The 24,412-nt window shown below is 72.4% G+C and carries 18 protein-coding genes and 1 pseudogene; 4 read left to right on the forward strand and 15 right to left on the reverse strand.

Annotation, left to right across the window (positions count from 1 at the left end):
- Positions 1 to 275, forward strand: a pseudogene (locus tag B7L92_RS18240) (MFS transporter); the annotation flags it as partial.
- A gap of 27 nt (positions 276 to 302) precedes the next feature.
- Here the strand turns inward: B7L92_RS18240 and serA are convergent.
- The 6 genes from serA to B7L92_RS18270 form a co-directional block, all read right to left on the reverse strand.
- Positions 303 to 1,892: a phosphoglycerate dehydrogenase gene (serA, locus tag B7L92_RS18245; protein ID WP_081238629.1), complete on the reverse strand. Its 1,590-nt coding sequence runs from the start codon at positions 1,890 to 1,892 to the stop codon at positions 303 to 305.
- A 265-nt stretch (positions 1,893 to 2,157) separates the two neighbouring features.
- Complete coding sequence (gene ilvC, locus B7L92_RS18250) at positions 2,158 to 3,156, reverse strand: ketol-acid reductoisomerase (protein WP_004983098.1); 999 nt, start codon at positions 3,154 to 3,156, stop codon at positions 2,158 to 2,160.
- A gap of 118 nt (positions 3,157 to 3,274) precedes the next feature.
- Positions 3,275 to 3,799, reverse strand: coding sequence for an acetolactate synthase small subunit (ilvN, locus tag B7L92_RS18255; protein WP_004983099.1), 525 nt, complete (start codon positions 3,797 to 3,799; stop codon positions 3,275 to 3,277).
- Positions 3,800 to 3,837: 38 nt separating this feature from the next.
- Positions 3,838 to 5,685, reverse strand: coding sequence for an acetolactate synthase large subunit (locus B7L92_RS18260; protein WP_107501526.1), 1,848 nt, complete (start codon positions 5,683 to 5,685; stop codon positions 3,838 to 3,840).
- 231 nt (positions 5,686 to 5,916) lie between these two features.
- Entirely contained in the window at positions 5,917 to 8,910 is a 2,994-nt protein-coding gene (locus tag B7L92_RS18265) for a putative bifunctional diguanylate cyclase/phosphodiesterase (RefSeq protein WP_081238631.1), read from the reverse strand.
- A gap of 415 nt (positions 8,911 to 9,325) precedes the next feature.
- Positions 9,326 to 10,276: a 2-hydroxyacid dehydrogenase gene (locus B7L92_RS18270; RefSeq protein WP_107501525.1), complete on the reverse strand. Its 951-nt coding sequence runs from the start codon at positions 10,274 to 10,276 to the stop codon at positions 9,326 to 9,328.
- Positions 10,277 to 10,352: 76 nt separating this feature from the next.
- Here B7L92_RS18270 and B7L92_RS18275 point away from each other — a divergent pair, with 76 nt between their 5' ends.
- Together B7L92_RS18275 and B7L92_RS18280 are read left to right on the forward strand one after the other, a co-directional pair.
- A complete protein-coding gene (locus tag B7L92_RS18275; RefSeq protein ID WP_081238633.1) occupies positions 10,353 to 11,351 on the forward strand; it encodes an aldo/keto reductase in 999 nt (332 codons plus the stop codon).
- Between the two features lie 160 nt (positions 11,352 to 11,511).
- Positions 11,512 to 12,657, forward strand: coding sequence for a PQQ-dependent sugar dehydrogenase (locus B7L92_RS18280; RefSeq protein ID WP_081238634.1), 1,146 nt, complete (start codon positions 11,512 to 11,514; stop codon positions 12,655 to 12,657).
- A gap of 16 nt (positions 12,658 to 12,673) precedes the next feature.
- Here the strand turns inward: B7L92_RS18280 and B7L92_RS18285 are convergent, their stop codons facing one another.
- The 6 genes from B7L92_RS18285 to B7L92_RS18310 all read right to left on the reverse strand — a co-directional run bounded on the left by B7L92_RS18285 (position 12,674) and on the right by B7L92_RS18310 (position 20,146).
- Positions 12,674 to 12,925: a DUF6191 domain-containing protein gene (locus B7L92_RS18285; RefSeq protein WP_081238635.1), complete on the reverse strand. Its 252-nt coding sequence runs from the start codon at positions 12,923 to 12,925 to the stop codon at positions 12,674 to 12,676.
- Positions 12,926 to 12,962: 37 nt separating this feature from the next.
- Positions 12,963 to 16,061 carry a helix-turn-helix transcriptional regulator gene (locus tag B7L92_RS18290; protein WP_081238636.1) on the reverse strand — a complete coding sequence of 1,033 codons (3,099 nt, stop codon included), beginning with the start codon at positions 16,059 to 16,061 and terminating at the stop codon, positions 12,963 to 12,965.
- A gap of 161 nt (positions 16,062 to 16,222) precedes the next feature.
- Positions 16,223 to 16,408: a hypothetical protein gene (locus B7L92_RS18295; RefSeq protein ID WP_081238637.1), complete on the reverse strand. Its 186-nt coding sequence runs from the start codon at positions 16,406 to 16,408 to the stop codon at positions 16,223 to 16,225.
- Between the two features lie 219 nt (positions 16,409 to 16,627).
- Complete coding sequence (locus B7L92_RS18300; protein ID WP_081238638.1) at positions 16,628 to 17,197, reverse strand: GNAT family N-acetyltransferase; 570 nt, start codon at positions 17,195 to 17,197, stop codon at positions 16,628 to 16,630.
- Complete coding sequence (locus tag B7L92_RS18305; protein WP_081238639.1) at positions 17,175 to 19,421, reverse strand: MMPL family transporter; 2,247 nt, start codon at positions 19,419 to 19,421, stop codon at positions 17,175 to 17,177. Before B7L92_RS18305 ends, B7L92_RS18300 begins: the two co-directional genes overlap by 23 nt.
- Positions 19,422 to 19,669: 248 nt before the next feature.
- Entirely contained in the window at positions 19,670 to 20,146 is a 477-nt protein-coding gene (locus B7L92_RS18310) for a YoaK family protein (protein WP_081238640.1), read from the reverse strand.
- A 187-nt stretch (positions 20,147 to 20,333) separates the two neighbouring features.
- On the opposite strand from B7L92_RS18310, the gene B7L92_RS18315 reads away from it, so the two are divergent.
- Positions 20,334 to 21,140: an SAM-dependent methyltransferase gene (locus B7L92_RS18315; protein ID WP_081238641.1), complete on the forward strand. Its 807-nt coding sequence runs from the start codon at positions 20,334 to 20,336 to the stop codon at positions 21,138 to 21,140.
- A gap of 152 nt (positions 21,141 to 21,292) precedes the next feature.
- Here B7L92_RS18315 and gatB read toward each other — a convergent pair whose 3' ends face one another.
- The 3 genes from gatB to gatA all read right to left on the reverse strand — a co-directional run.
- Positions 21,293 to 22,807, reverse strand: coding sequence for an Asp-tRNA(Asn)/Glu-tRNA(Gln) amidotransferase subunit GatB (gatB, locus tag B7L92_RS18320; protein ID WP_081238642.1), 1,515 nt, complete (start codon positions 22,805 to 22,807; stop codon positions 21,293 to 21,295).
- 15 nt (positions 22,808 to 22,822) lie between these two features.
- A complete protein-coding gene (locus B7L92_RS18325) occupies positions 22,823 to 23,062 on the reverse strand; it encodes a hypothetical protein (RefSeq protein WP_004983148.1) in 240 nt (79 codons plus the stop codon).
- A partial coding sequence (gatA, locus tag B7L92_RS18330) for an Asp-tRNA(Asn)/Glu-tRNA(Gln) amidotransferase subunit GatA (RefSeq protein WP_081238643.1) occupies positions 23,059 to 24,412 on the reverse strand: 1,354 nt, incomplete at its 5' end. The genes B7L92_RS18325 and gatA, both read right to left, overlap by 4 nt.

Here is a 24,412-nt window from a genome sequence, read left to right on the forward strand (position 1 = left end):
GGATGCCGGACTCCGCCCCGGCCGCGGCCCGCGAGACGCTGGGCGGCGCGCTGGCCGTCGCGCAGCGGCTCCCGGAGGGGGCGGGGGACGCCCTGGCGACGGCGGCCAGGGAGGCGTTCACCAGCGGGATGAACGCGGCGGCGGTCGCCGGGGCGGTGGTGCTGGCGGGCGCCGCGGTACTGGCGGGGACGGCCCTGCGGGGGGTACGGACGCGGGAGGAGGCGTGCGCGGAAAGCACCGGAGGGGCTGATCGGCTCAGCCCCTCCGGTTCTTGAGGACGAGGCCCGTCCGGGCCCGTCGTCTCAGACCAGGTTCACCGACCGGGCCGAGGTCGCCCCGATCTCCGCGGCGAGCTCGCCCAGCACCGCGGCGGACACCGTGTCGTCCACCGTCAGCACGGCGAGCGCCTCCCCGCCGACCGCGGCGCGGGCGACCTGCATGCCGGCGATGTTGATGCCCGCCTCGCCGAGGATGCGGCCCACGGTGCCGACGACACCCGGACGGTCCTCGTAGCGCAGGACCACCATGTGGTCGGCGAGCGCGAGGTCCACGTCGTAGTCGCCGACCGCGACGATCTTCTGGACGTGCTTGGGACCGGCCAGCGTGCCGGAGACCGAGATCTCCTCGCCGTCGGCGAGGGTGCCGCGCACGGTCACCACGTTGCGGTGGTCGGCCGACTCGGAGCTGGTGGTCAGCCGCACCTCGACGCCCCGCTCCTGGGCGAACAGCGGCGCGTTGACGTAGGACACCGTCTCGTCGACGACGTCCTCGAAGACTCCCTTGAGCGCGGACAGCTCCAGCACCTTCACGTCGTGCTGGGTGATCTCGCCGTACACCTCGACGTCGAGACGGACCGCGACCTCACCGGCGAGCGCGGTGAAGATCCGGCCGAGGCGCTCGGCGAGCGGCAGGCCCGGCTTGACGTCCTCGGCGATGACCCCGCCCTGGACGTTCACCGCGTCCGGGACCAGCTCACCGGCGAGCGCGAGGCGCACCGAGCGGGCGACGGCGATGCCGGCCTTCTCCTGGGCCTCGTCGGTGGAGGCGCCGAGGTGCGGGGTGCAGACCACCTGGTCGAACTCGAACAGCGGGGAGTCCGTGCACGGCTCCTTGGCGTACACGTCCAGGCCCGCGCCCGCGACCCGGCCCTCCTTGAGGGCCGAGTAGAGCGCCTCCTCGTCGACGATGCCGCCGCGCGCGGCGTTGATGACGCGCACGCCCGGCTTGACCTTGCGCAGCGCCTCGTCGCCGATCAGGCCCAGCGTCTCGGGGGTCTTGGGCAGGTGGACGGTGATGAAGTCGGAGACCTCGAGCAGCTCGTCCAGCGACAGCACCTTCACGCCCATCTGCGCGGCCCGCGCGGGCTGCACGTAGGGGTCGTAGGCGACGATCTTCATGCCGAAGGCGGACATGCGCTGCGCGACGAGGGCGCCGATCCGCCCCAGGCCCACGACGCCGAGGGTCTTCTCGGCGAGTTCGACGCCCGTGTACTTGCTCCGCTTCCACTCGCCGTTCTTCAGCGCGGCGTTGGCCTGCGGGATGTTCCGCGCGGTGGCGACGATCAGACCGCAGGCGAGTTCGGCGGCGGTCACGATGTTCGAGGTCGGGGCGTTGACGACCATCACGCCGGCCTTGGTGGCGGCGGAGACGTCGACGTTGTCGAGGCCGACGCCGGCGCGGGCGACGACCTTGAGCCGGTTCGCCGCGGCGATCGCCTCGGCGTCGACCTTGGTGGCGGAGCGGACCAGGATCGCGTCCACGTCGGCGATGGCCGGCAGCAGCTCGGCGCGGTCCGCTCCGTTGCAGTGGCGGATCTCGAAGTCCGGCCCCAGGGCGTCCACGGTGGCGGGCGACAGCTCTTCGGCGATGAGTACGACGGGTTTCGAGCTCACGTGAGTCCTCACATGTCCAATGCGGACGGCCGTCCCGACGGCCGCAGGCGGTGGAGGGAGTAGTGGCCGCGTGGAAGACGCACGACGCTGTGGGCCTGACGCGTATGTAGTGCAGCAGTGTAGTGGCGCCGAGGGCGTCGTCTTACGCCGCTTCGGAAGGATCACCCGTCCGTGGCTGGACGGGATGGACAACGCCGCACATACGACGTTACCCCGGGTTCGCCGAAGGGGCCGGAGCATGCCGCTCCGACCCCGGCGGTGAGGCTTACGCCTCCTCGTCGACCCAGCTCATGAGCTTGCGCAGCTCCTTGCCGGTGGTCTCCAGCAGGTGCTCGGAGTCCTGCTGCTTGTACTCGTTGTACTTCTTCAGGCCGCCGTGGTACTCGTCCATCCACTGCTGCGCGAAGGAGCCGTCCTGGATCTCGGCGAGGACCTTCTTCATCTCGGCCTTGGTGGCGTCGGTGATGATGCGCGGGCCGGTGACGTAGTCGCCCCACTCGGCGGTCTCGGAGATCGACCAGCGCATCTTCTCCAGGCCGCCCTCGTACATGAGGTCCACGATCAGCTTCAGCTCGTGCAGGCACTCGAAGTAGGCGATCTCCGGCTGGTAGCCGGCCTCGGTCAGGGTCTCGAAGCCCGCCTTGACCAGCGCGGCCGTACCGCCGCAGAGGACGGCCTGCTCGCCGAACAGGTCGGTCTCGGTCTCCTCGGTGAAGGTCGTCTTGATGACGCCGGCGCGGGTGCCGCCGATGCCCTTGGCGTAGGACAGGGCGAGCGCGAAGGCGTTGCCGGAGGCGTCCTGCTCGACGGCCGCGATGCAGGGGACGCCGCGACCCTCCTCGTACTGGCGGCGCACCAGGTGGCCCGGGCCCTTCGGGGCGACCATGCAGACGTCCACGCCGGCCGGGGCCTTGATGAAGCCGAAGCGGATGTTGAAGCCGTGGCCGAAGAACAGGGCGTCGCCGTCCTTCAGGTTCGGGGCGATGTGCTCCTCGTAGACCTTGGCCTGGATCGGGTCCGGGACCAGGATCATGATGACGTCGGCCTCGGCGGCGGCCTCGGACGGGGTCACCACGCGCAGGCCCTGCTCCTCGGCCTTGGCCTTGGACTTGGAGCCCTCGTGCAGACCGACGCGCACGTCGACGCCGGAGTCGCGCAGCGACAGGGCGTGGGCGTGGCCCTGGCTGCCGTAACCGATGACCGCGACCTTGCGGCCCTGGATGATGGACAGGTCGGCGTCGGCGTCGTAGAACAGCTCGGCCACTTTGGGTTCTCTCCTTAGTGCGGGTGTTGCGTCCCACCGTATGACGGTGAGGGGAGGGGAAGGTTCGGGGTCTCGGAATACGGGCGGCCGGATGCGGGCCGGCCGCCCGTCTCCCGGCTCAGGCCGACCGGTCCAGAGCACGCAGCGATCGGTCGGTGATCGAACGGGCACCGCGTCCGATCGCGATCGTGCCGGACTGGACGAGCTCCTTGATGCCGAAGGGTTCCAGCATCCTGAGCATGGCGGACAGCTTGTCGCTGCTGCCGGTGGCCTCGATGGTGACCGCCTCCGGGGAGACGTCCACGGTCTTGGCGCGGAACAACTGGACGATCTCGACGATCTGGGAGCGCGTCTCGTTGTCGGCGCGCACCTTCACCAGAACGAGTTCGCGCTGGACCGCCTGCCCGGGTTCGAGCTCGACGATCTTCAGCACGTTGACGAGCTTGTTGAGCTGCTTGGTGACCTGCTCCAGCGGGAACTCCTCCACGCTCACCACGATGGTGATGCGGGAGATGTCCGGGTGCTCGGTGACGCCGACGGCGAGCGAGTCGATGTTGAAGCCGCGGCGGGAGAACAGGGCCGCGATCCGGGCCAGGATGCCGGGGGTGTTCTCCACCAGGACGGAGAGCGTGTGCTTGGACATGGGGCTGCTTCCTTTACCTGTTCCTTTGCCTGCGGCTCTCAGTCGTCCTCGTTGTCGCCGAAGTCGGGACGGACGTCCCGGGCGGCCATGATCTCGTCGTTGGAGGTGCCGGCGGCGACCATCGGCCACACCATCGCGTCCTCGTGGACGATGAAGTCCACGACGACCGGACGGTCGTTGATGGAGTTCGCCTCCTCGATGACCTTGTCGAGGTCGGCCGGGTCCTCGCAGCGGATCGCGTGGGCGCCCATGGCCTCCGCCAGCTTCACGAAGTCGGGGACCCGGGTACCCCTGGCCTCCGGGTTGACGTCGTCGGGGCCCGAGTGCAGCACGGTGTTGGAGTACCGCTGGTTGTAGAAGAGGGTCTGCCACTGGCGGACCATCCCGAGGGCGCCGTTGTTGATGACGGCGACCTTGATCGGGATGTTGTTCAGGGCGCAGGTGGTGAGCTCCTGGTTGGTCATCTGGAAGCAGCCGTCGCCGTCGATCGCCCAGACGGTGCGCTCGGGTGCGCCGGCCTTGGCGCCCATGGCGGCCGGGACCGCGTAGCCCATGGTTCCGGCGCCGCCGGAGTTCAGCCAGGTGGAGGGCTTGTCGTACTCGATGAAGTGCGCGGCCCACATCTGGTGCTGGCCGACGCCCGCCGCGAAGATCGTGTCCTCGGGTGCGAGCCGGCCGATGCGCTCGATCACCTGCTGCGGGGAGAGCGATCCGTCCTCGGGCAGGTCGTAGCCGAGGGGGTAGGTCTCGCGCCAGCGGTTGAGGTCGTTCCACCAGGAGGTGTAGTCGCCGCGGTTGCCCTCGGCGTGCTCCTTCTGGACGGCCTGGACGAGGTCGGCGATGACCTCGCGGGCGTCACCGACGATCGGCACGTCGGTGGCGCGGTTCTTGCCGATCTCGGCCGGGTCGATGTCGGCGTGGACGACCTTGGCGTACGGGGCGAAGCTGTCCAGCTTGCCGGTGACGCGGTCGTCGAAGCGGGCTCCGAGGGCGACGATCAGGTCGGCCTTCTGCAGCGCGGTGACGGCGGTGACCGCACCGTGCATGCCCGGCATCCCCACGTGCAGCGGGTGGCTGTCGGGGAATGCGCCGAGCGCCATCAGGGTGGTGGTGACGGGCGCTCCGGTGAGTTCCGCGAGGACCTTCAGCTCGGCGGTGGCGCCGGCCTTGATGACACCGCCGCCGACGTAGAGGACGGGCCGCCTGGCGGCGGTGATCAGCTTGGCGGCCTCGCGGATCTGCTTGGCGTGCGGCTTGGTGACGGGCCGGTAGCCGGGCAGGTCCATGGTGGGCGGCCAGGAGAAGGTGGTCTTCGCCTGGAGGGCGTCCTTGGCGATGTCGACCAGCACCGGACCGGGGCGGCCGGTGGAGGCGATGTGGAACGCCTGCGCGATCACCCGCGGGATGTCCTCGGCCTTGGTGACGAGGAAGTTGTGCTTGGTGATCGGCATCGTGATGCCGACGATGTCCGCCTCCTGGAAGGCGTCCGTGCCGATCGCCCTGGAGGCGACCTGGCCGGTGATCGCGACCAGCGGCACGGAGTCCATGTGCGCGTCGGCGATCGGGGTGACCAGGTTGGTGGCGCCGGGGCCGGAGGTCGCCATGCAGACGCCCACCTTGCCGGTGGCCTGTGCGTACCCCGTGGCCGCGTGACCGGCGCCCTGCTCGTGCCGCACCAGGACGTGGCGCACCCGGGTGGAGTCCATCAGCGGGTCGTACGCGGGAAGGATCGCACCGCCGGGAATGCCGAATACCGTGTCGGCGCCGACCTCCTCGAGAGAGCGGATGAGGGACTGCGCACCCGTGACGTGCTCGACGGGGGCGGTCTGTCCTCCGGATCGGGGCCGCGGCTGCGGGTGATGGGCCCCGGTGGCCTGCTCGGTCATCGGCATTCTCTTCTCGATGCTGAGGGTTTTTTGCGAGGTTCGTGCGGGTTACGCGTGCTGCTCGGCAGGTGCCTGTGCAACAAAAAACCCCTCGTGCCATAAGGCAAGCGAGGGGAGCGCGCCGGGTGGTGGTCGCTGAGCGGTCGAGGCTCAGCGTCAGCCGACGCGCTGTCCAAGTACGAGAATTCGGGTGCGCATGGAACTGACCCTCCTCCCGGCACACCCTCACTGTCAAGTGGGTGGGACGGGAGTCTCATCATGTGAGCGGAGAGCCGTGCCACCTCCGAAGACGGCGGTCATCCCCGCGGAGTACACCCCGGCACCTCCGCCGACGAACACGCGTTCGGCCGGTCCGTGCGGCACCGGGTACCGCCAGGTGCCCAGCGCCCGGCGCAGCCGGTACTCGTCCAGCGGGCCGGAGAAGGCCATCCCCTGGCCGTGCGTACAGCCCATCGCGCGCAGGGCCACCACCTGCTCGGGCAGGTCCACTCCGTCGGCCACGGACTGCAGCCCGAGGTCGGAGGCGATGCGCAGCAGCCCACTGGTGATCTTGTGCAGCCGGGCGGACTCCACCACGCCGTCGACCAGACCGCGGTCGAGTTTCAGCACGTCGACGGGCAGCCTTCTGAGGGCCGTGATCGCCGCGCAGCCGCTGCCGAAGCCGTCGAGGGCGATCCGGACGCCGACCCGCCTGAGCGCGGCCAGGCGGCGCTCCAGCTCCTCCAGCCCGACCCGGGGGTCGGCGTCGGCCAGTTCGAGGACCAGTGAACCGGGCGGCAGCCCGTGCCGGGTGAGCAGCCCCTCGATCGAGCCGAGCGGCAGCGACCGGTCCAGCAGCCGGCGCGCACCGAGCCGGACGACCACGGGCACCGACAGACCGGTCGCGTGCCGTTCGGCGGCCTGCTCGACGGCCTCCTCCAGCACCCACCGGCCGAGCTCGGCGGTCTTCTCGCTGTCCTCGGCCACCCGCAGGAACTCCGCGGGGGTGAAGAGCACCCCTTGGGAGGAGCGCCAGCGGGCCTGTGCGCAGACCGAGGTGATCCGGCCGTCCTCCAGGCACACCACCGGCTGGTGCAGCAGCGAGAACTCGCCGTCGTGCAGCGCCGCGCGCAGCCGGGTGGCCAGCTCCGCCCTGCGGACGACGTCCTGCTGCATCTGCGGCCGGTACAGCTCCACGCGGCCCTTCCCGGCGGCCTTGGCCCGGTACATGGCGAGGTCGGCGTTGCGCAGCAGCTCGCCCGCGCCGAGGCCGGGTTCGGCGAAGGCGACGCCGATGGAGGCGTTGACGCGGACATCGTTGCCGTCGATCAGGTAGGGCTGGGACAGGGTCGCCCTGAGGCGGTCGGCCAGTTCCAGGATGTGGCGCTCCCGGGCGTCCCGGTCGCGGACGCCGTCCCCGACGATCAGGGCCGCGAACTCGTCGCCGCCCAGCCGGGAGGCGGTGTCGCCCTTGCGGACCGCCTCCTGGAGTCTGCGGGCGGCCTGGACGAGCAGTTCGTCCCCGGCCTGGTGCCCGATCGTGTCGTTGACGCCCTTGAAGCCGTCGAGGTCGATGAAGAGCACGGCCGTGCCCCTCAGGGCGGCCCCGCGGTCGGAGGCGCGGCGGCCGGACAGCGCCTGCTGGACGCGCCGGGTGAACAGGGCGCGGTTGGGCAGGTCGGTGAGCGGGTCGTGCTCCGCGTTGTGCTGGAGCTGCGCCTGCAGCCGCACGCGTTCGGTGACGTCGCGGCTGTTGAAGATGAGGCCGCCGTGGTGCCGGTTGACGGTCGACTCGACGTTGAGCCAGCCGTCGTCGCCGGAGCGGAACCGGCACTCGATGCGCGTGGTGGGTTCGGCGACCGGGTCGGCGGCGAGGAAGCGGCGCACTTCGTGCACGACGCAGCCCAGGTCCTCCGGGTGGATGAGACCGGCCAGTTCCGTGCCGACCAGTTCCTCCGCGGGCCGGCCGTACACCCCGGCGGCGGCCGGGGAGACGTAGCGGAGGATGCCGCTGGGCGCGGCGATCATGATGACGTCGCTGGAGCCCTGCACCAGGGAGCGGAAGTGGTTCTCCTGCTGCGCCAGTTCCTGGGTGAGGGTGATGTTGTCGAGCAGCATGATGGCCTGGCGCACGACGAGCGCGAGCACCACCGTGCTCCCGGTGAACAGGACGACGCGGTCGACGCTGCGGCCGTTGAGCACGTTGTAGAGGATGCCCAGGGTGCACACGGCCGCGGCGAGGTACGGCGTGAGGGCGGCCAGGGAACCGGCGATGGGGCGGGTGGCCGGATACCGGTCCTGCTCACCGCCGGGCACGGGCGGCCGGTCGAGGTCCGGGCCGCCGGGCCGTCCGGGCACGTGTTCGCGGACCACACGCGTGCGCCCCTCGCCGTCGGACCGGCCGTCGCGGGGCGCGGTCCAGGGGGCGTACGCCAGGAGCAGCGAACCGGCGAACCAGCCCGCGTCGAGCAGTTGTCCCGAGCGGTAACTGCTGTGCACCAGCGGCGAGGTGAACAGGGCGTCGCACATCACGGTCAGCGCCAGCGCGCCGATCGCGGTGTTGACCGCGGAGCGGTTCACCGCCGAACGCCGGAAGTGCAGCGCCAGCACCATGCTGACCAGGGCGATGTCGAGCAGCGGGTAGGCCAGCGACAGCGCGGTGTGCGCGACGTCCGGGCTCTCGGCCCGCGCGGCCTGGGCGAGCGCGAGGCTCCACGCCAGGGTGAGCAGGGAGCCGCCGATCAGCCAGGCGTCCAGGGCGAGACAGACCCAGCCGGCCCTGGTCACGGGCCGTTTGGCGAGTACCAGCAGGCCCACGATGGCGGGCGGCGCGAAGCACAGGAAGAACAGGTCGGCGTAGCTGGGGCTGGGCACCGGGATCCCGAGGACCACCTCGTACCACCCCCAGAGCAGGTTTCCCAGGGAGGCCATGGTCGAGGAGAGGCCGAACAGCAGCCAGGCGGGTCGAAACCGGGTGCGCGGACTGCGGGCGTAGACGAAGCAGGAGACGGCGGCGACACCGGCCGCGGCGCTCAGCCCGAAGTCGCCCATGACGAGCGCGAGCCGCTCCGAGCCCCAGCCGAACGCGGCACCGACGGCGTAGGACCCGCAGACGAGGGCCAGGACGAGCTGCGCGAGCGGACCGGGCCGGCGATCGGCGGCCGACGGCCGGGGCGGCAGCGTCTCCCGGGCGGGCTGCGGCAGCACCGCCCCGTCGAGCGTGGACGTGGAGGGGGGCGCGCTCACCGGTACCTCCCGATCCGCGCCACGCCGGGGTCCCTGGTCCCCTGCTGCACCGGGTGGGCGTGCCTCCTGCGGTCGGCAGGCCCGCGGTGCCGGGGGACGGGACCGCAGGGGCGGTCACCGTGCCGGAGATGATGGCCGCCGCGGTGACCGCGGCCGCGCACGGTCGCGCGCCAGGGTCGCCGTCGGCGGCTCCGCCGCGTCGGATCGCTCGTCACCAGGCCGTGCATCGCCCGTCGCCCCCCTCAGTCCATCCGCACTGTCCGTCCCCGGCGCCGTAGGTCAGCGGCGCGGCCCCTGTCGGGACGATACACCAGTATCGTCACTCAGGGACATAGGTTCTCTACGCTCCGTAACGATCACCTGTCGTACGAGTACCCACCGCGCCCGGGAAGTAGCGGGCGGTACTCGAAGCGGATCACGAGGATTCCGCTCCCGTCACCAGGATCACGTTGCCGAGCTCCTCCTGGTTCAGGAAACGGCGCAACTGGTCCACCAGCAACCGCTTGGCGCGCGGCAGGAAGGCGGAGGTGGGTCCGCCGACGTGCGGGCTGATGAGGACGCCCGGCGCCCGCCACAGGGGATGCCCGGCCGGCAGCGGTTCGGGATCCGTCACGTCGAGGGCCGCGGTGACGCGGCCGCTCTCCACCTCGGTGAGCAGGGCCTTGGTGTCGACGACGGCACCCCGGGCCACGTTCACCAGCAGGGCGCCGTCCTTCATGCGGGCCAGGAAGTCCGCGTCCACGAGGTGGCGGGTGGACCCGGTCAGCGGGGTGGAGAGGACGACGACGTCCGCCCCGGGAAGCAGGGAGGGCAGGTCGGTGAGCGGATGCACCGGGCCGCGCTCCGTGGCGCGCGCGGAGCGCGCGACGCGCGCCACCCGCGCGACCTCGAAGGGAACGAGCCGGTCCTCGATCGCCGCGCCGATCGAGCCGTACCCCACGATGAGCACGTTCTTGTCGGCGAGCGCCGGCCGGAACCCACCGCGCCACTCCCCCTTGTCCTGCGCCCGCACGAAATCGGGGATGCCGCGCAGGGAGGCGAGGATCAGCGCGAGCGCGAGCTCGGCGGTGCTGGCCTCGTGCACCCCCCGCGCGTTGCACAGCCGTACCCCGGCGGGCAGGTGCTTCAGCCCCGGCTCCACGTGGTCGGTGCCGGCCGACAGGGTCTGCACGACCCGCACGGAGCGCATCAGCGGCATCGGCCGCACGCCGACACCGCCGGGCTTCATGTAGGGCACGGCGTAGAAGACGCAGTCGGCCGGGTCGGCGGGGAAGTCCTCGCCGCCGTCCCAGAAGCGGTAGTCCGGCCCTTCGGGAAGGCCCTCGATCTCGTCCGGCGGGATGGGGAGCCACACATCAGCAGTCATGGTCCGGAGGCTAGTTCAGGGGCCCGCGACCGCAGAGGTTAGGTTGGGGGGCCGGGAGAGGGAGGGTCACGACCAGGTGGAGCGCAGGACGATCGGCGCGACGGCGCTCGCGGTGGGGGCCGTCGGACTCGGATGCATGCCGATGAGCTGGGCCTACAGCACGTCCCGGCAGCGCGGCGAGGAGTCGCTCAGGGCGGTGCACCGGGCGCTGGACCTGGGCTCGACGCTCCTCGACACCGCCGACATGTACGGCCCGTTCACCAACGAGCTGCTGCTCGGGCGGGTGTTGAGGGAGCGGCGTTCCGACGCCTTCGTGTCCACGAAGGTCGGCCTGCTGGTGGGCGACCAGCACGTCGTGGCCAACGGCCGCCCCGGATACGTGAGGAGGGCCTGCGACGCGTCACTGCGCCGGCTCCAGACCGACGTCATCGACCTCTACCAGTTGCACCGCGCCGACCCCGAGGTCCCGATCGAGGAGACCTGGGGTGCGATGGCGGACCTCGTACGGGCCGGGAAGGTGAGGGCGCTGGGGCTGTGCGCGGTCGGGGCGCGCTCGGCCCGGCGGCCGGGGGCGCGGCTGCACGACACGACGATCCGGCAGTTGGAGCGGGTGCAGCAGGTCTTCCCGGTGAGCGCGGTGCAGGCCGAGCTGTCGGTGTGGTCGCCGGAGGCGCTGGAGACGCTGCTGCCGTGGTGCGAGGCGCGGGGCGTCGGCTTCCTGGCCGCGATGCCCCTGGGCAACGGCTTCCTGACCGGGACGCTCACCCCCGGCGTGGGCTTCGAACCGGACGACCTGCGGGCCCGCCACCCCCGCTTCACGGCCGAGATGATGGCCGCGAACCAGCCGATCGTGGCCGGCCTGCGCCGCGTCGCCCGCCGGCACGGCGAGCACGTCACCCCGGCCCAGGTGGCCCTGGCCTGGGTGCTGGCCCGGGGCCGCCACGTGGTCCCGGTCCCGGGCGCCAAGCGGGAGCGGTGGGTCGCGGAGAACGCGGCGGCGGCGGAGCTGCGCCTGACGGAGCGGGACCACGCGGAGATCGCGGAACTGCCCGCGGCGCGGGGATCCTGGGACTGAACCGCGGGCCGGCGGGCGCGGCCGGACCGGGGCGGACGGCGGCGCCGGGCCGCGGGCCGCGGTTGGAGTGTGCGTGATCGGGAACCTGGAGGGCGCGAGCGGTGTATGACAAGGGAGAGACCCGCCGCGTCGAAGGGACACGATCGTGCAACGTCGAGCCGTGACGGCCCTGCTGGCCGCCGCCGCGCTCCTGCTCACGGCAGGCTGCTCCGCCAACGACGGAGGATCGCCGGGGAAGGACGACAGCGCCTCCCCGAGCGGTACGACGGCGCCGCCGTCGCCGGAGCGGACCGCCGGGGAGACACCCCCCGCCAAGGGCTCGGTGAAGGTGGTCCGCACGGTCGCCACGGGCCTGAGCACCCCCTGGGGCCTGGCCCCCCTGGCCGACGGCGACCTGCTGGTGTCCTCCCGGGACGAGGCGACGATCACCCGGGTCGACGGGAAGACCGGCAAGAAGACGGAGCTGGGCGAGGTGCCGGGGGTGTCCCCGGCCGGCGAGGGCGGCCTCCTCGGCATCGCGCTCTCCCCCGCGTACGCCTCGGACCGCATGATCTACGCCTACTTCACCTCGGCCTCCGACAACCGCGTCGTCCGCATGCTGTACGACGAGCGGAAGCCCGCCGGCGAGCAGTTGGGCGCGCCCGACACGGTCTTCCGGGGCATCCCCAAGGGGGTGATCCACAACGGCGGCCGGATCGCCTTCGGCCCGGACCGGATGCTGTACGTGGGTACGGGCGAGAGCGGTGACACGGGACTGTCCCAGGACAAGGACTCCCTGGGCGGCAAGATCCTGCGGCTGACCCCGGAGGGCGAGCCCGCTCCGGGCAACCCGTTCCCCGACTCCCCGGTGTACTCGTACGGCCACCGCAATGTGCAGGGCCTGGCCTGGGACCGCGAACAGCGGCTGTTCGCCTCGGAGTTCGGCCAGAACACCTGGGACGAGCTGAACGCGATCGCGCCGGGTGACAACTACGGCTGGCCCGAGGCGGAGGGCAAGACCGACGAGAGCGGCTTCCACAACCCGATCGGCCAGTGGAGCACGGACGAGGCCTCGCCCAGCGGCATCGCCCACGCCGAGGGCTCGATCTGGATGGCGGGCCTGCGCGGCCAGCGTCTGTGGCGCATACCCCTGAAGGGCACCGAGGCATCGGCGGATCCGCAGGCCTTCCTGGAGGGCGAGTACGGCCGACTGCGCACGGTGGCCCCGGCGGGCGGCGACAAGCTGTGGCTGGTCACCAGCAACACGGACGGCCGCAGCGACCCGAAGGACGGCGACGACCGGATCCTGGAGCTGCGGGTGAGCTGAGTCGGGCCGCGGGACCTCAGTCCCCGGCCGTCTCCTCCTCGTCCTCCTCGTCCTCCTCGCCCTTCTCGCTCTTCTCGTCCGGCTCATCAGGTTCATCCGGTTCATCCGGCTCCGACGGGCGCACGACCACCTTCCCGGAGGCGAGGTCTATCGGTCCGCGTCCGGGGTCGGCGTCGCCGACGTCCTCGCGGGTCAGTTCCAGCCGGTTCTGTTCGTCGCGGGTGTGCTTGCGTCCGGGAGCGAACAGTTCCTCGAAGGCGTTGAACATCGCTCCCCTTTCCAGGGCCGCGGGGGTGACCCGGCCATTATCCCGCCACCTGCCTGTTCCCGGCCGGGGCCGGGAACAGGCCCAGCCGGTGGGCCACCGCCGCCGCCTCGCCACGGCCGGAGACGCCCAGCTTGGCGAGGATGTGGGAGACGTGGACGCTGGCCGTCTTCGGGGAGATGAACAGTTCCTCGGCGATACGGCGGTTAGTGTGACCGGCGGCCACCAGACGCAGGACGTCGTGCTCCCGGCTGGTGAGTCCGAGGGCGTCGGCCGGACCGGCGGGAGCGGCCCGGGCCGACCCCCGGGCGGCCGGGCTCAGGACGAGGCGGGCGCGCTGGGCCAGCAGTCCGACGGACCGGGCCAGCGGAGCGGCACCGAGGTGATCGGCGACGGCCTTGGACAGCCGGAGCAGTTCCGTGGCGCGGGCGCGCTCGTCGTCGCCCGCGCCGGAGGCGAGCAGCGCCTCGGCGAGCCGGAACCGGACGCGTGCCAGGTCGTAGGGCCGCCCGAGTGGTTCCACGGCGGCGACGGCGGTGCTCCACTCCCCCGGCGCGGACACGCCCTCCGCCCGCAGCAGCTCGGCCCGCAGCCAGAGGTCGTACGCCTGCCACACGGGGGCACCGGTCGTCAGGGTCCTGGCCTCCTTGCGGAGGCGTTCGAGGATCTGCGGGCGGTCGGGTTCGGTGGCCGGGTCGCCGTGGGCGTCGGCCTCGGCGGTCGCGGCGGCGAGCAGCAGCGGCCAGCCGTAGCGCTGGGTGCCGGGCGGGAGGCCGGCGTCGAGGGCGGTGAGCAGCTCGGCCCGGGCGTCGGGCAGGCGGCCCTCGGCGGCGGCGCTGCGGAGGGCGACGCAGACCATCGGAAGGGTGTACTGCGGCATCGGGTCGTGCGTGCCGAAGAAGGTCCGGGCCTCGGCGAGGCGGCGGGCCGCCTCGGCCAGGTCCCCCCGGTCGTGGGCGAGGTGCGCCAGGCGCACCGATCCCCCGACGCGCGGCTTGGCGCTCTGCTCCAGACGCTGCGCGTTGGCCGCCGCCTCGGCCGCCTCGTCCCAGCGGCCGAGGGAGTGGAGGGATTCGGCGAGGTTGCCCCACACCCAGCCCTCGAAGTCCAGCAGCCCGAGCCTGCGGGTGATCCGGATGCCCTCGCGGAGGAGTTCGGCCGCCTCCTGGGAGCGGCCGACGCCTTCGAGGACGGAGGGGAGGTTCACATGACTGCGGCCCACCACCATGTCCACGCCGAGTTCCATCCCCCGGTCCTTGACCCGGTACATCTCGGCGAAGCCGGCCTCGAGGTCACCGGCGTCCACCATGAGTCCGCCGAGGGTGAGGCGTGCGTGGAGTTCGATGTCGTGGGCGCCGACCATGCGCGCGTACTCGACGGCGCGTTCGGCGGCGGCCATGGCCTCCGGGCCCGGTCGGTGCAGCATCGACCAGGCGGCGGCGGAGGCGAGCACCGCGGCGTGCACCTCCGAGGGCGGCAGGCCGCGCACCAGGTCCTGCGCGGTGGCGAGTTCCGCCCAGCCGTCGCCGCGGGCGAGGGACTGGGTCAGCCGCGAGCGCTGCTCCCAGAACCAGGCGGCGCGCAGGGGGTCGGGGTCCTCCTCCAGGAGGCACAGCGCCCGCTTGGTGATCTTCATGGCGCGTTCGCGTTCCCCGCAGAGCCGGCCGGCGACGGCGGCCTCGGCCATCAGGTCGAGATAGCGCAGCGGGGCCGTCTCGGGGTCGCGGCCGCCGGGGGTGTCCCCGTGCCCTTCGGGCAGTGGGGGTGGGGGGTAGACCTCGGTGTAGTCGGCGGGGCGCAGGGCGGCGCGGATGTCGTCGGGGACGGCGTCCCACAGTTCCATCGCGCGTTCCAGCAGCCGCAGCTGCTCGGCGTAGGCGTGGCGCCGGCGGGCTTCGACGGAGGCGTCGAGCACGGCGGGGAGGGCCTTGGCGGCGTCGTGGGCGTGGTACCAGTAGCTGGCCAGCCGGGTCACGCGCTCGTCGGTGGGGACGAGGCCCGGGTCGGCCTCCAGGGCCTCGGCGTAGCGCCGGTTGATGCGGGAGCGTTCGCCGGGCAGCAGGTCGTCGCCGACGGCCTCGCGGACCAGGGAGTGGCGGAAGCGGTAGCCGTCGCGATCGGGCGCGGGGCTGAGGATGCCGGCGTTCACACCGGCGCGCAGGGCCTCGATGAGGTCGTCCTCGGCGAGCCGGGCGACGGCGGCGAGCAGCCGGTACTCCACGGTGGAGCCGCCCTCGGCGACGAGCCGGGCGACCTGCTGGGCGCTCTCCGGCAACTGTTCGACCCGGACCAGGAGCAGGTCGCGCAGCGAGTCGGTGAGGCCGGTGCGGCACCCCTCGTGGGCCGCGACGGCGAGTTCCTCGACGAAGAAGGCGTTGCCGTCGGAGCGCTCGAAGATCCGGTCGACGTGGTCGGGGTCGGGTTCCCGGTCGAGGATGCCGGCGATCTGCCGACCGACCTCCTCGCGGTTGAAGCGGCCGAGTTCGATGCGCCGGACGGTGCGCAGCCGGTCGAGTTCGGCGAGGAGCGGGCGCAGGGGGTGCCGGCGGTGGATGTCGTCGGAGCGGTAGGTGGCGAGGACGACGAGGCGGCCGGTGCGCAGGGTGCGGAAGAGGTAGGCGAGCAGGTGGCGGGTGGAGGCGTCGGCCCAGTGCAGGTCCTCCAGGGCGAGGACGACGGTGTGCTCGGTGGCGACGCGTTCCAGCAGGCGGGCGGTGAGCTCGAAGAGGCGGGCCATGTCCTGTTCGTCCCGGCGGGCCTCGCGGGCGGCCGCGGTGCCGAGTTCGGGCAGCAGGCGGGCGAGTTCCTCCTCCTGTCCGGCGGCAGCGGCGGCGAGCTGGGCGGGCAGTGCGCGGCGCAGTTGGCGCAGGGCGGTGGAGAAGGGGGCGAAGGGCAGTCCGTCGGCGCCGATCTCGACACAGCCGCCGAGCGCGACGACCGCGCCCCGCCGGCGGGCCGCCGCGGCGAACTCCTCGAGGAGGCGGGTCTTGCCGACGCCGGCCTCGCCGCCGACCAGCAGCGCCTGCGGCTCGCCCGGGTCCTCGGCCGCCCGGGCGAGCGCGTCGTTCAGGGTGTCGAACTCCGTGGTGCGACCGACGAACACGGGACTGACGGACCTGGTCTCCACGACCCCGAGCATCGCATGCGGCTCCGCCGCCCGGGCACCGGTTTTCCGTCCGGCACCGGTTCCCGCGGGGACGGGCGTCGGCGGGCGGTGTGCGCGCCCGACGGGCGCGGGGGCGCCGGCCTCCGGGGGACGGCGGCCGGGCCCGGTGCGGCCGCCGTCCCCCGCGTCCGGGCTCACGCGGCTCGCAGGAACCGGTCGCGGCGGTGGCGGCGGGTATGGCTCTCGGGCCCGGTGCCCCGTGCGGCGGCCTCGCGGCGGGCGGCGCGGCGGAGGCGGACGGCCTCACGGGCCTGCCGCTCCTGCTCGGCCCGGTGGACGAGGTCGTCGTGGCGGAACTGCCGGAGCTGGTGCGCGAACATGGCGGTACCCCTTGGAGGAGTCGGTGTCGGACGTCGCTTTCCGCGACGCCTCCACCTTCGTCCGCCGGGCGGCCCGGTCGCATCGGAAGAGTTCCGCATCTTCGGCGGCCCCGAGGGCCTTAGACGTGCGGGGAGGGCCCGGGGCGGAGCCGTAAGCACCTCACCGGATGCCCTAAGGCCCTCGGGGACGCGTCGGTCCGGCTCGTGGCGGGCGCCCGGTCACCGACCGCCGGCAGCGGCCCGCGCCGCACGCCACTCGGGGGCCAGGACGGACCACACCTCCAGGTCGTGCCGTACACCGTGGTGGAGGTGCGCCTCCCGCCGCACCCCGTCCCGGGTCATGCCGAGCCGGCGGGCGACGGCGGTGCTCGGCAGGTTGCCGGCGGCGGCGACCCACTCGACCCGGTGGATGCCGCGCCGCTCGACCGCCCAGTCGACGAGCACCCGCATCGCGCGCGTGACGAGCCCGCGACCGGTGGCGGCGGGCTCCAGCCAGCAGCCGACCTCGCAGGTGCCGTTCGCCGCGTCGAAGTTCAGGGTGAGCACCCCGCCCACCAGCGTGCCGTCCAGCCACAGTCCGTGCAGCGAGGCCGTGTCGGCCGCGCGCCAGTCGGCGTACCGCTGGAGCACCTCCCGGGCCCCGGTCACGTCCGTGGCCCGGGAGCCGAAGGGGACGTACCGGTTGATGAACTCCCGGCCGCGGTCCAGGTGGGCGAGGAACTCCTCGGCGTGCCAGGGCTCCAGGGGGCGCAGTTCGGCTCCGTCGTCACCCAGTCGTATCGCGTACATCCCGCTGCCGCCCCTCCGTGGTGAGCACGTCCGCCATCTCGGCGTCCGTGGCGGCGGCCAGCCTCTCATGGGCGACGCGGCTCTCGGGCGGCTCGATGCTGATCCGCGGCAGGATCCGGTCCAGCGAGCGCGGCAGCCACCAGTTGGCGCCGCCGAGCAGGTGCATCAGGGCGGGGACGAGCAGGGTGCGCAGCACGAAGGCGTCGAGGGCGACGGCCACGGCCAGCGCGATGCCGAACATGGCGATCACACGGTCGCCGCTGAGGACGAAGGCCAGGAAGACCGAGATCATGATCACGGCCGCGGAGTTGATCACCCGGCCGGTCTCCGCGAGGCCGACGCGGACGGCGCGCCGGTTGTCGCCGGTCTCCAGCCACTCCTCGTACATCCGGCTCACCAGGAAGACCTGGTAGTCCATGGAGAGCCCGAAGAGGACCGAGACCATGATCACCGGCAGGAAGGGCTCTATGGGGCCCGCCCGGCCGAGACCCAGCAGTTCGCTGCCCCAGCCCCACTGGAAGATCGCCACGACGACACCGAAGGCGGCGGCGACGGCGGCCACGTTCATCACGGCGGCCTTCAGCGGGATGCCGACGGACCGGAAGGCGAGCAGGAGCAGCAGGCAGCCCAGGCCGATCACGACGCCGACGAAGAGGGGCAGCTTGGCGACGATGACGTCGGCGAAGTCGTCGTAGCCGGCCGTCACACCGCCGACCTGCACGTCGAGCGAGGTGCCCGCCTCGGCCCGGGGCAGCACGTCGTCGCGCAGCCGGTCGACCAGGTCGCTGGTCTGCCGGGACTGCGGGGAGGACTCCGGCACGACGGTGAGGTACGCGGTGTCGCCGCCCGCGCCGTAGGTCACCGGGGAGGCCGACGCGACGCCCTCGGTCTCGCGCAGGGCGGTACCGAGGTTGTCCAGCGCGAGCCGGTCCTGGGCGCCGTCGACCTCGGTGACGAGGGTGAGGGGGCCGTTCGCACCGGGGCCGAAACCCTCGGCGATGAGGTCGTAGGCCTGGCGGGTGGTGGAGGTCTTCGGGTCGTTGCCCTGGTCGGAGGTGCCCAGGTGGAGGGAGAGGGTGGGCAGCGCGAGGACGGCCATGACGACCACCGCGATCGCGCCGAGCAGCTTGGGGTGGCGCTCCACGAACGCCGACCAGCGGGCGGCGAACCCGGTCGGGACCTCCGGCTCGGGCCCGTACTCGGCCAGCCGGCGTCGCTCGCGGCGGCTGAGCGCGCGCATGCCGATGAACGACAGCAGGGCGGGCAGCAGGGTCACCGAGGCGGCGACGGTCAGCACCACGGTGAGCGAGGCGGCGACGGCGACGCCGTTGAGGAAGTTCAGCCGGAGGATCAGCATGCCCAGCAGGGCGATGCACACGGTGGCACCCGCGAACACGACCGCGCGTCCGGTGGTGGCGACGGCGTTGCCGGCGGCCTCGGTGACGGTGAGGCCGCGCTTCAGTCCGCGCCGGTGCCGGGTGACGATGAACAGCGCGTAGTCGATGCCGACGCCGAGCCCGATCAGCAGGCCGAGCATGGGCGCGAAGTCGGCGACGGTCATGACGTGCCCGAGCAGCCCGATCCCGGCATAGGCGGTGCCGACGCCGACCAGGGCGGTGGCGATGGGCAGCAGCGAGGCGGCGAGCGAGCCGAAGGCGAGGAAGAGGACGACGGCGGCGACCAGCACGCCGACGGCCTCGGCGTAGTGCCCGCCGGAGGACCCGGTGGCCTCGACGGCGCTGCCGCCCAGCTCGACGCGGAGCCCGTCGGCCTCGGCGGCCTCGGCCGTCTCCACCACGGCGGCGGCCTCGCCCGCGTCGATGTCCTTGGCCTGGTCCTCGAAGGCGACCGTGGCGTACGCGGTACGGCCGTCCTCGCTGACCTGGCCCGCGCCCGCCTCGTCGTACGGGCCGATCACGGCGGCGACGCCGGGCAGGCCCTCGATCCGGTCCAGGGCGCGGCTCATGGTCTGCTCGACGCCGGCGTCCCGGACGGTGCCGGACGAGGTGTGCCAGACCACGGTGTCGCTGTCGCCGCCGAGTCCCGGGAAGCCCTCCCGCAGCAGCTCGGTGGCGCGCCCGGACTCGGTCCCGGGGACCTCGTAGTCGTTCGAGTAGGCGGAGCCCGCGGCGACGGCGCCCACGGCGGTCCCGGTCAGGGCGAGGAGCCACAACAGAACGGTGATCAGACGGCGTTGGACACACCAGCGTGCTAGGGCTGTCACGAACGTGCTCCCGGAGTGACGGCGTGTGGATCTTTGACCGGGAACAGCCGAACGCGGAACGGACAACCCGCAAAGAACGCACGAGCAATGCACTGTCACTCTTGCAGTCAATAATGATCGTTTGTCACATTCGTGTGCTTATTCACAGTGCGGGGAAGAGGCTCATGCGACGATCACCCCGCTCCCGCGGTCGAGCGTGACGCCTCTCACCCGGACCGGGCTCCGCACCGGGAACGCCGGGGGACCGTTCAGTCGAACTGGTCCCCCAGCGCCATGACCATGACCCCCGCGACCAGCAGCCACAGCGCCCTGCGCGTGCGTCCCCGGGAGCCCAGGAGCGCGGCGAAGGCGCAGACGGCGGCCCCGCAGGCGTAGGCGACCGGGACGAGGGCCGGTGCGGGGCCGGTGAGGCGGAGCAGCGCCGCGGCCGTCCCCGCCAGGGTCAGCACGGCCCCGGTACCGGCCGCGATCCACCGGGCCCGCCGGGCCCGTCGCGCGTCCCCCTCGTCGTCGGCGTCGTTGACGTCGTCGCCGGTGTCATCGGCGTCGGTGTCGTCGGCGTCGTCGGTCTTCTGCTCCTGCCTCTCCCCTGTGTTCCCGATGCCCCCGGCGCCCTCGGCGCCCTGGCCGTCGCCGGTGTCCTGTGCGTCCCGGGGCTCCCGGACGTCATCGGTGTCCTCGGCATGAGTGTCCGGGGAGGTGTCGGAATCAGCGCGTCCACCCATGGCGCGGGAGCGTAGCGCTTCGCGTGCGGAAACCCTGGTGCGGGGGTGTGCGGCCGCCTGTTACCGTCCGTCGGTCCGACGTTCCGCGGCAGCCGCCGCCCGACCGGAGCAGGTGCTTTGATGACGGTCCGACCGAGTTGCGACGCCACCCCTTGCCCCCTCACGGACCCGAGGAGCCCGTTCACCGATGTCGGACATCACATCCAACCCCCCTCCGCACGACGACCTCACTAGCCGTCTGACCCTGCCCCGCTATCCGCGCAGCAGTTCCTACGACGCCCGCTGGACCATCGAGAACCAGATGGGCCCGCACGCGCTGTGGCTGCTGGAGTGGCTGGCGCCGGCGCTCGGACTCGACGCGCTGCGTCCCGGCGCGCACGTGCTCGACCTGGGCTGTGGACGCGCCATGACGTCCGTCTTCCTGGCCAGGGAGTACGACGTCCGGGTCACCGCCGCCGATCTGTGGGTCGAGCCCGACGAGAACGCGCGCCGGATCGCCGAGGCGGGCGTCGCCGACCGGGTGCTGCCGGTCCTCGCCGAGGCGCACGACCTGCCCTTCGGCGAGGAGAGCTTCGACGCGATCGTCTCCGTCGACGCGTACCAGTACTTCGGCACCGACGACCTGTACCTGCCGACGCTGACCCGGCTGCTGAAGCCCGGCGGGCGGATTGGTGTCGTCGTCCCGGCGCTGCGCGAGGAGATCGAGGGCAGCGAGCCGCCGGAGCACCTGAAGCCCTTCTGGGACCCCGCCTTCTGGTGCTTCCACACCCCCGACTGGTGGCGACGCCACTGGACCCGCAGCGCCGCGGTGGAGGTCGAGGCGGCCGACTGGTTGCCGGACGGCTGGCGGGACTGGCTGCTGTGGTGCGACGTCGTCGCCGAGGAGAGCACGGACGACTTCCACGTGCGGATGAGCCGGGAGAGCGCACGGATGCTGCGCGTGGACGAGGGCCGCATGCTCGGCTTCGCCCGCGTGGTGGGCCGCCGCCCCTGATCCCGGCGCACCGGCCGGCCCCGGTGCTCCGGCCGGCTCCGGCGCCCCGGTCGATGCCTGCGCACTCGGCCGCACGGCACAGGGGGACGGCACAGGGGGACGCATCGAACCCGATGCGTCCCCCTGGTGCGGTGCCGGGGTCTCGAGGGGGATCAGCCCTCGCCGACGCCCAGCTTCTCGAGGATCAGCTCCTTCACGCGGGCCGCGTCCGCCTGGCCGCGCGTGGCCTTCATGACCGCGCCGACCAGCGCGCCGGCCGCGGCCACCTTGCCGCCGCGGATCTTGTCCGCGACGCCCGGGTTGCCGGCGATGGCCTCGTCCACGGCCGCGGTGAGCGCGCCCTCGTCCGAGACGACCTTCAGGCCGCGCTTCTCGACGACCTCGTCCGGGGTGCCCTCGCCCGCGAGGACGCCCTCGATGACCTGACGGGCCAGCTTGTCGTTCAGGTCGCCGGAGGCCACCAGCTCGGTGACGCGGGCGACCTGCCCGGGCGTGATGGCCAGCTCGTCCAGGGCCTTGCCCGACTCGTTGGCGCTGCGGGCCAGCTCGCCCATCCACCACTTGCGGGCGGAGGCCGCGTCGGCACCGGCGTCGATCGTGGCGACGATCGGGTCCAGCGCACCGGCGTTGAGGATCGCCTGCATGTCGGTGGCGCTCACGCCCCACTCCTCGCGGAGCCGGTTGCGGCGCACCAGCGGCAGCTCGGGCAGCTGCGCGCGCAGCTTCTCGACCCACTCGCGGGACGGGGCGACCGGGACCAGGTCCGGCTCCGGGAAGTACCGGTAGTCCTCGGCCTCCTCCTTCACGCGGCCCGAGGTCGTGGACCCCGTGTCCTCGTGGAAGTGCCGGGTCTCCTGCACGATCGTGCCGCCGCCGTTCAGGACGGCCGCGTGGCGCTGGATCTCGAAGCGGGCGGCGCGCTCCACGGACCGCAGCGAGTTCACGTTCTTGGTCTCGGAGCGCGTGCCGAACGTGTCGGCGCCCTTCGGCATCAGCGACAGGTTCACGTCGCAGCGCATCTGGCCCATCTCCATCCGGGCCTCGGACACGCCGAGCGCCCGGATGAGCTCGCGCAGCTCGCGGACGTAGGCCCGCGCGACCTCGGGGGCGCGCTCACCGGCGCCGGTGATCGGCTTGGTGACGATCTCGATGAGCGGGATACCGGCGCGGTTGTAGTCGAGCAGGGAGTGGGACGCGCCGTGGATGCGGCCGGTGGCACCGCCGACGTGCGTCGACTTGCCGGTGTCCTCCTCCATGTGGGCGCGCTCGATCTCCACGCGGAAGGTCTCGCCGTCCTCCAGCTGCACGTCGAGGTAGCCGTTGAAGGCGATCGGCTCGTCGTACTGGGAGGTCTGGAAGTTCTTCGGCATGTCCGGATAGAAGTAGTTCTTCCGAGCGAAGCGGCACCACTCGGCGATCTCGCAGTTCAGCGCGAGACCGATCTTGATCGCCGACTCGACGCCGGTCGCGTTGACGACCGGGAGCGCTCCGGGCAGGCCGAGGCAGACCGGGCAGGTCTGGGTGTTCGGGTCGGCGCCGAGCGTGGTCGAGCAGCCGCAGAACATCTTGGTCTTGGTGCCGAGTTCGACATGGACCTCGAGGCCCATGACGGGGTCGTACGACGCCAGCGCGTCCTCGTACGACACCAGGTCGGTCGTGGTGGTCACGGTGAAACTTCCCTCTCAGCCCAGCAGGACGTCGTCGTCGCCCAGCCGCTTCAGCTCGCGGTAGAGGATGGCGAGGCCGGTGACGATCGCGGCGGCGGACACGGTGGCGTCGATCAGGACCAAGGTGTCCTTCTCCAGCCGGGCCTTCTTGACGCGCTTGGCGACGCCGATCGCGCCGAACGCGGTGGCGGCCATGGACAGGTACGTGCCGGACTTGGACTTCTTGAAGCCCTTGGCCTTGGTCAGTGCACTCACAGCGACGGAGCCTCCTCGAGCAGCGGGTGGCCCCACTTTTCCACGAAGGCGGCCTCGACGGCGGCACCCACCTTGTAGAGGCGGTCGTCCTTCATGACCGGGGCGATGATCTGCAGTCCGACCGGCAGGCCGTCCTCGGGCGCGAGGCCGCAGGGCAGCGACATGGCGGCGTTGCCCGCCAGGTTGGTCGGGATGGTGCACAGGTCGGCGAGGTACATCGCCATCGGGTCGTCGGCGCGCTCGCCGATCGGGAAGGCGGTGGTCGGGGTCGTCGGGGAGACGATCACGTCGACCTGCTCGAACGCCTTGTCGAAGTCCTGCTTGATCAGTGTGCGGACCTTCTGGGCGCTGCCGTAGTACGCGTCGTAGTAGCCGGAGCTGAGCGCGTAGGTGCCGAGCATGATGCGGCGCTTGACCTCGTCGCCGAAGCCGGCCTCGCGGGTCAGCGAGGTGACCTCCTCGGCGGAGTGCGCACCGTCGTCGCCGGTCCGCAGGCCGTAGCGCAGGCCGTCGAAGCGGGCGAGGTTGGAGGAGCACTCCGAGGGCGCGATCAGGTAGTAGGCCGACAGCGCGAGGTCGAAGGACGGGCAGTCCAGCTCGACGATCTCGGCGCCCAGCCCCTTGAGCAGTTCGACGGACTCGTCGAACCGCTGGATGACGCCGGCCTGGTAGCCCTCGCCGCGGAACTGCTTGACGACGCCGACGCGCAGGCCCGCGACCGAGCCGTTGCGGGCGGCCTCGACGACCGGCGGGACCGGCTCGTCGATGGAGGTGGAGTCGAGCGGGTCGTGCCCGGCGATCACCTCGTGCAGCAGGGCCGCGTCCAGGACCGTGCGGGCGCAGGGGCCGCCCTGGTCGAGGGAGGAGGAGAACGCCACCATGCCGTAGCGGGACACCGCGCCGTACGTCGGCTTCACGCCGACGGTGCCGGTGACGGCGGCCGGCTGGCGGATGGAGCCGCCGGTGTCGGTGCCGATGGCGAGCGGGGCCTGGAAGGAGGCGAGCGCGGCGGACGAACCGCCGCCGGAGCCGCCCGGGATCCTGGTGAGGTCCCAGGGGTTGCCGGTCGGGCCGTAGGCGCTGTTCTCCGTGGACGACCCCATGGCGAACTCGTCCATGTTGGTCTTGCCGAGGATGACGACGTCGGCGGCCTTGAGGCGCCGGGTGAGCGTCGCGTCGTACGGCGGGATCCAGCCCTCGAGCATCTTCGAACCGACGGTGGTCGGGATGCCCTCGGTGGTGAAGATGTCCTTGAGCGCGAGGGGCACGCCCGCCAGCGGGCCGAGCTTCTCCCCCCGGGCGCGCTTCTCGTCGACGGCACGGGCCTGGGCGAGGGCGCCCTCGCGGTCG

It is taken from the genome of Streptomyces viridosporus (assembly GCF_002078235.1).
Classification (GTDB): domain Bacteria; phylum Actinomycetota; class Actinomycetes; order Streptomycetales; family Streptomycetaceae; genus Streptomyces; species Streptomyces viridosporus.

Bases quoted from the DNA above. Each gene is read 5' to 3' on its own strand.
- ilvN (WP_004983099.1), bottom strand. From the start codon at position 3,799: ATGTCCAAGCACACGCTCTCCGTCCTGGTGGAGAACACCCCCGGCATC.
- B7L92_RS18260 (WP_107501526.1), bottom strand. From the start codon at position 5,685: ATGACCGAGCAGGCCACCGGGGCCCATCACCCGCAGCCGCGGCCCCGA.
- B7L92_RS18270 (WP_107501525.1), bottom strand. From the start codon at position 10,276: ATGACTGCTGATGTGTGGCTCCCCATCCCGCCGGACGAGATCGAGGGC.
- B7L92_RS18285 (WP_081238635.1), bottom strand. From the start codon at position 12,925: ATGTTCAACGCCTTCGAGGAACTGTTCGCTCCCGGACGCAAGCACACC.
- B7L92_RS18290 (WP_081238636.1), bottom strand. From the start codon at position 16,061: ATGCTCGGGGTCGTGGAGACCAGGTCCGTCAGTCCCGTGTTCGTCGGT.
- B7L92_RS18295 (WP_081238637.1), bottom strand. From the start codon at position 16,408: ATGTTCGCGCACCAGCTCCGGCAGTTCCGCCACGACGACCTCGTCCAC.
- B7L92_RS18300 (WP_081238638.1), bottom strand. From the start codon at position 17,197: ATGTACGCGATACGACTGGGTGACGACGGAGCCGAACTGCGCCCCCTG.
- B7L92_RS18310 (WP_081238640.1), bottom strand. From the start codon at position 20,146: ATGGGTGGACGCGCTGATTCCGACACCTCCCCGGACACTCATGCCGAG.
- B7L92_RS18315 (WP_081238641.1), top strand. From the start codon at position 20,334: ATGTCGGACATCACATCCAACCCCCCTCCGCACGACGACCTCACTAGC.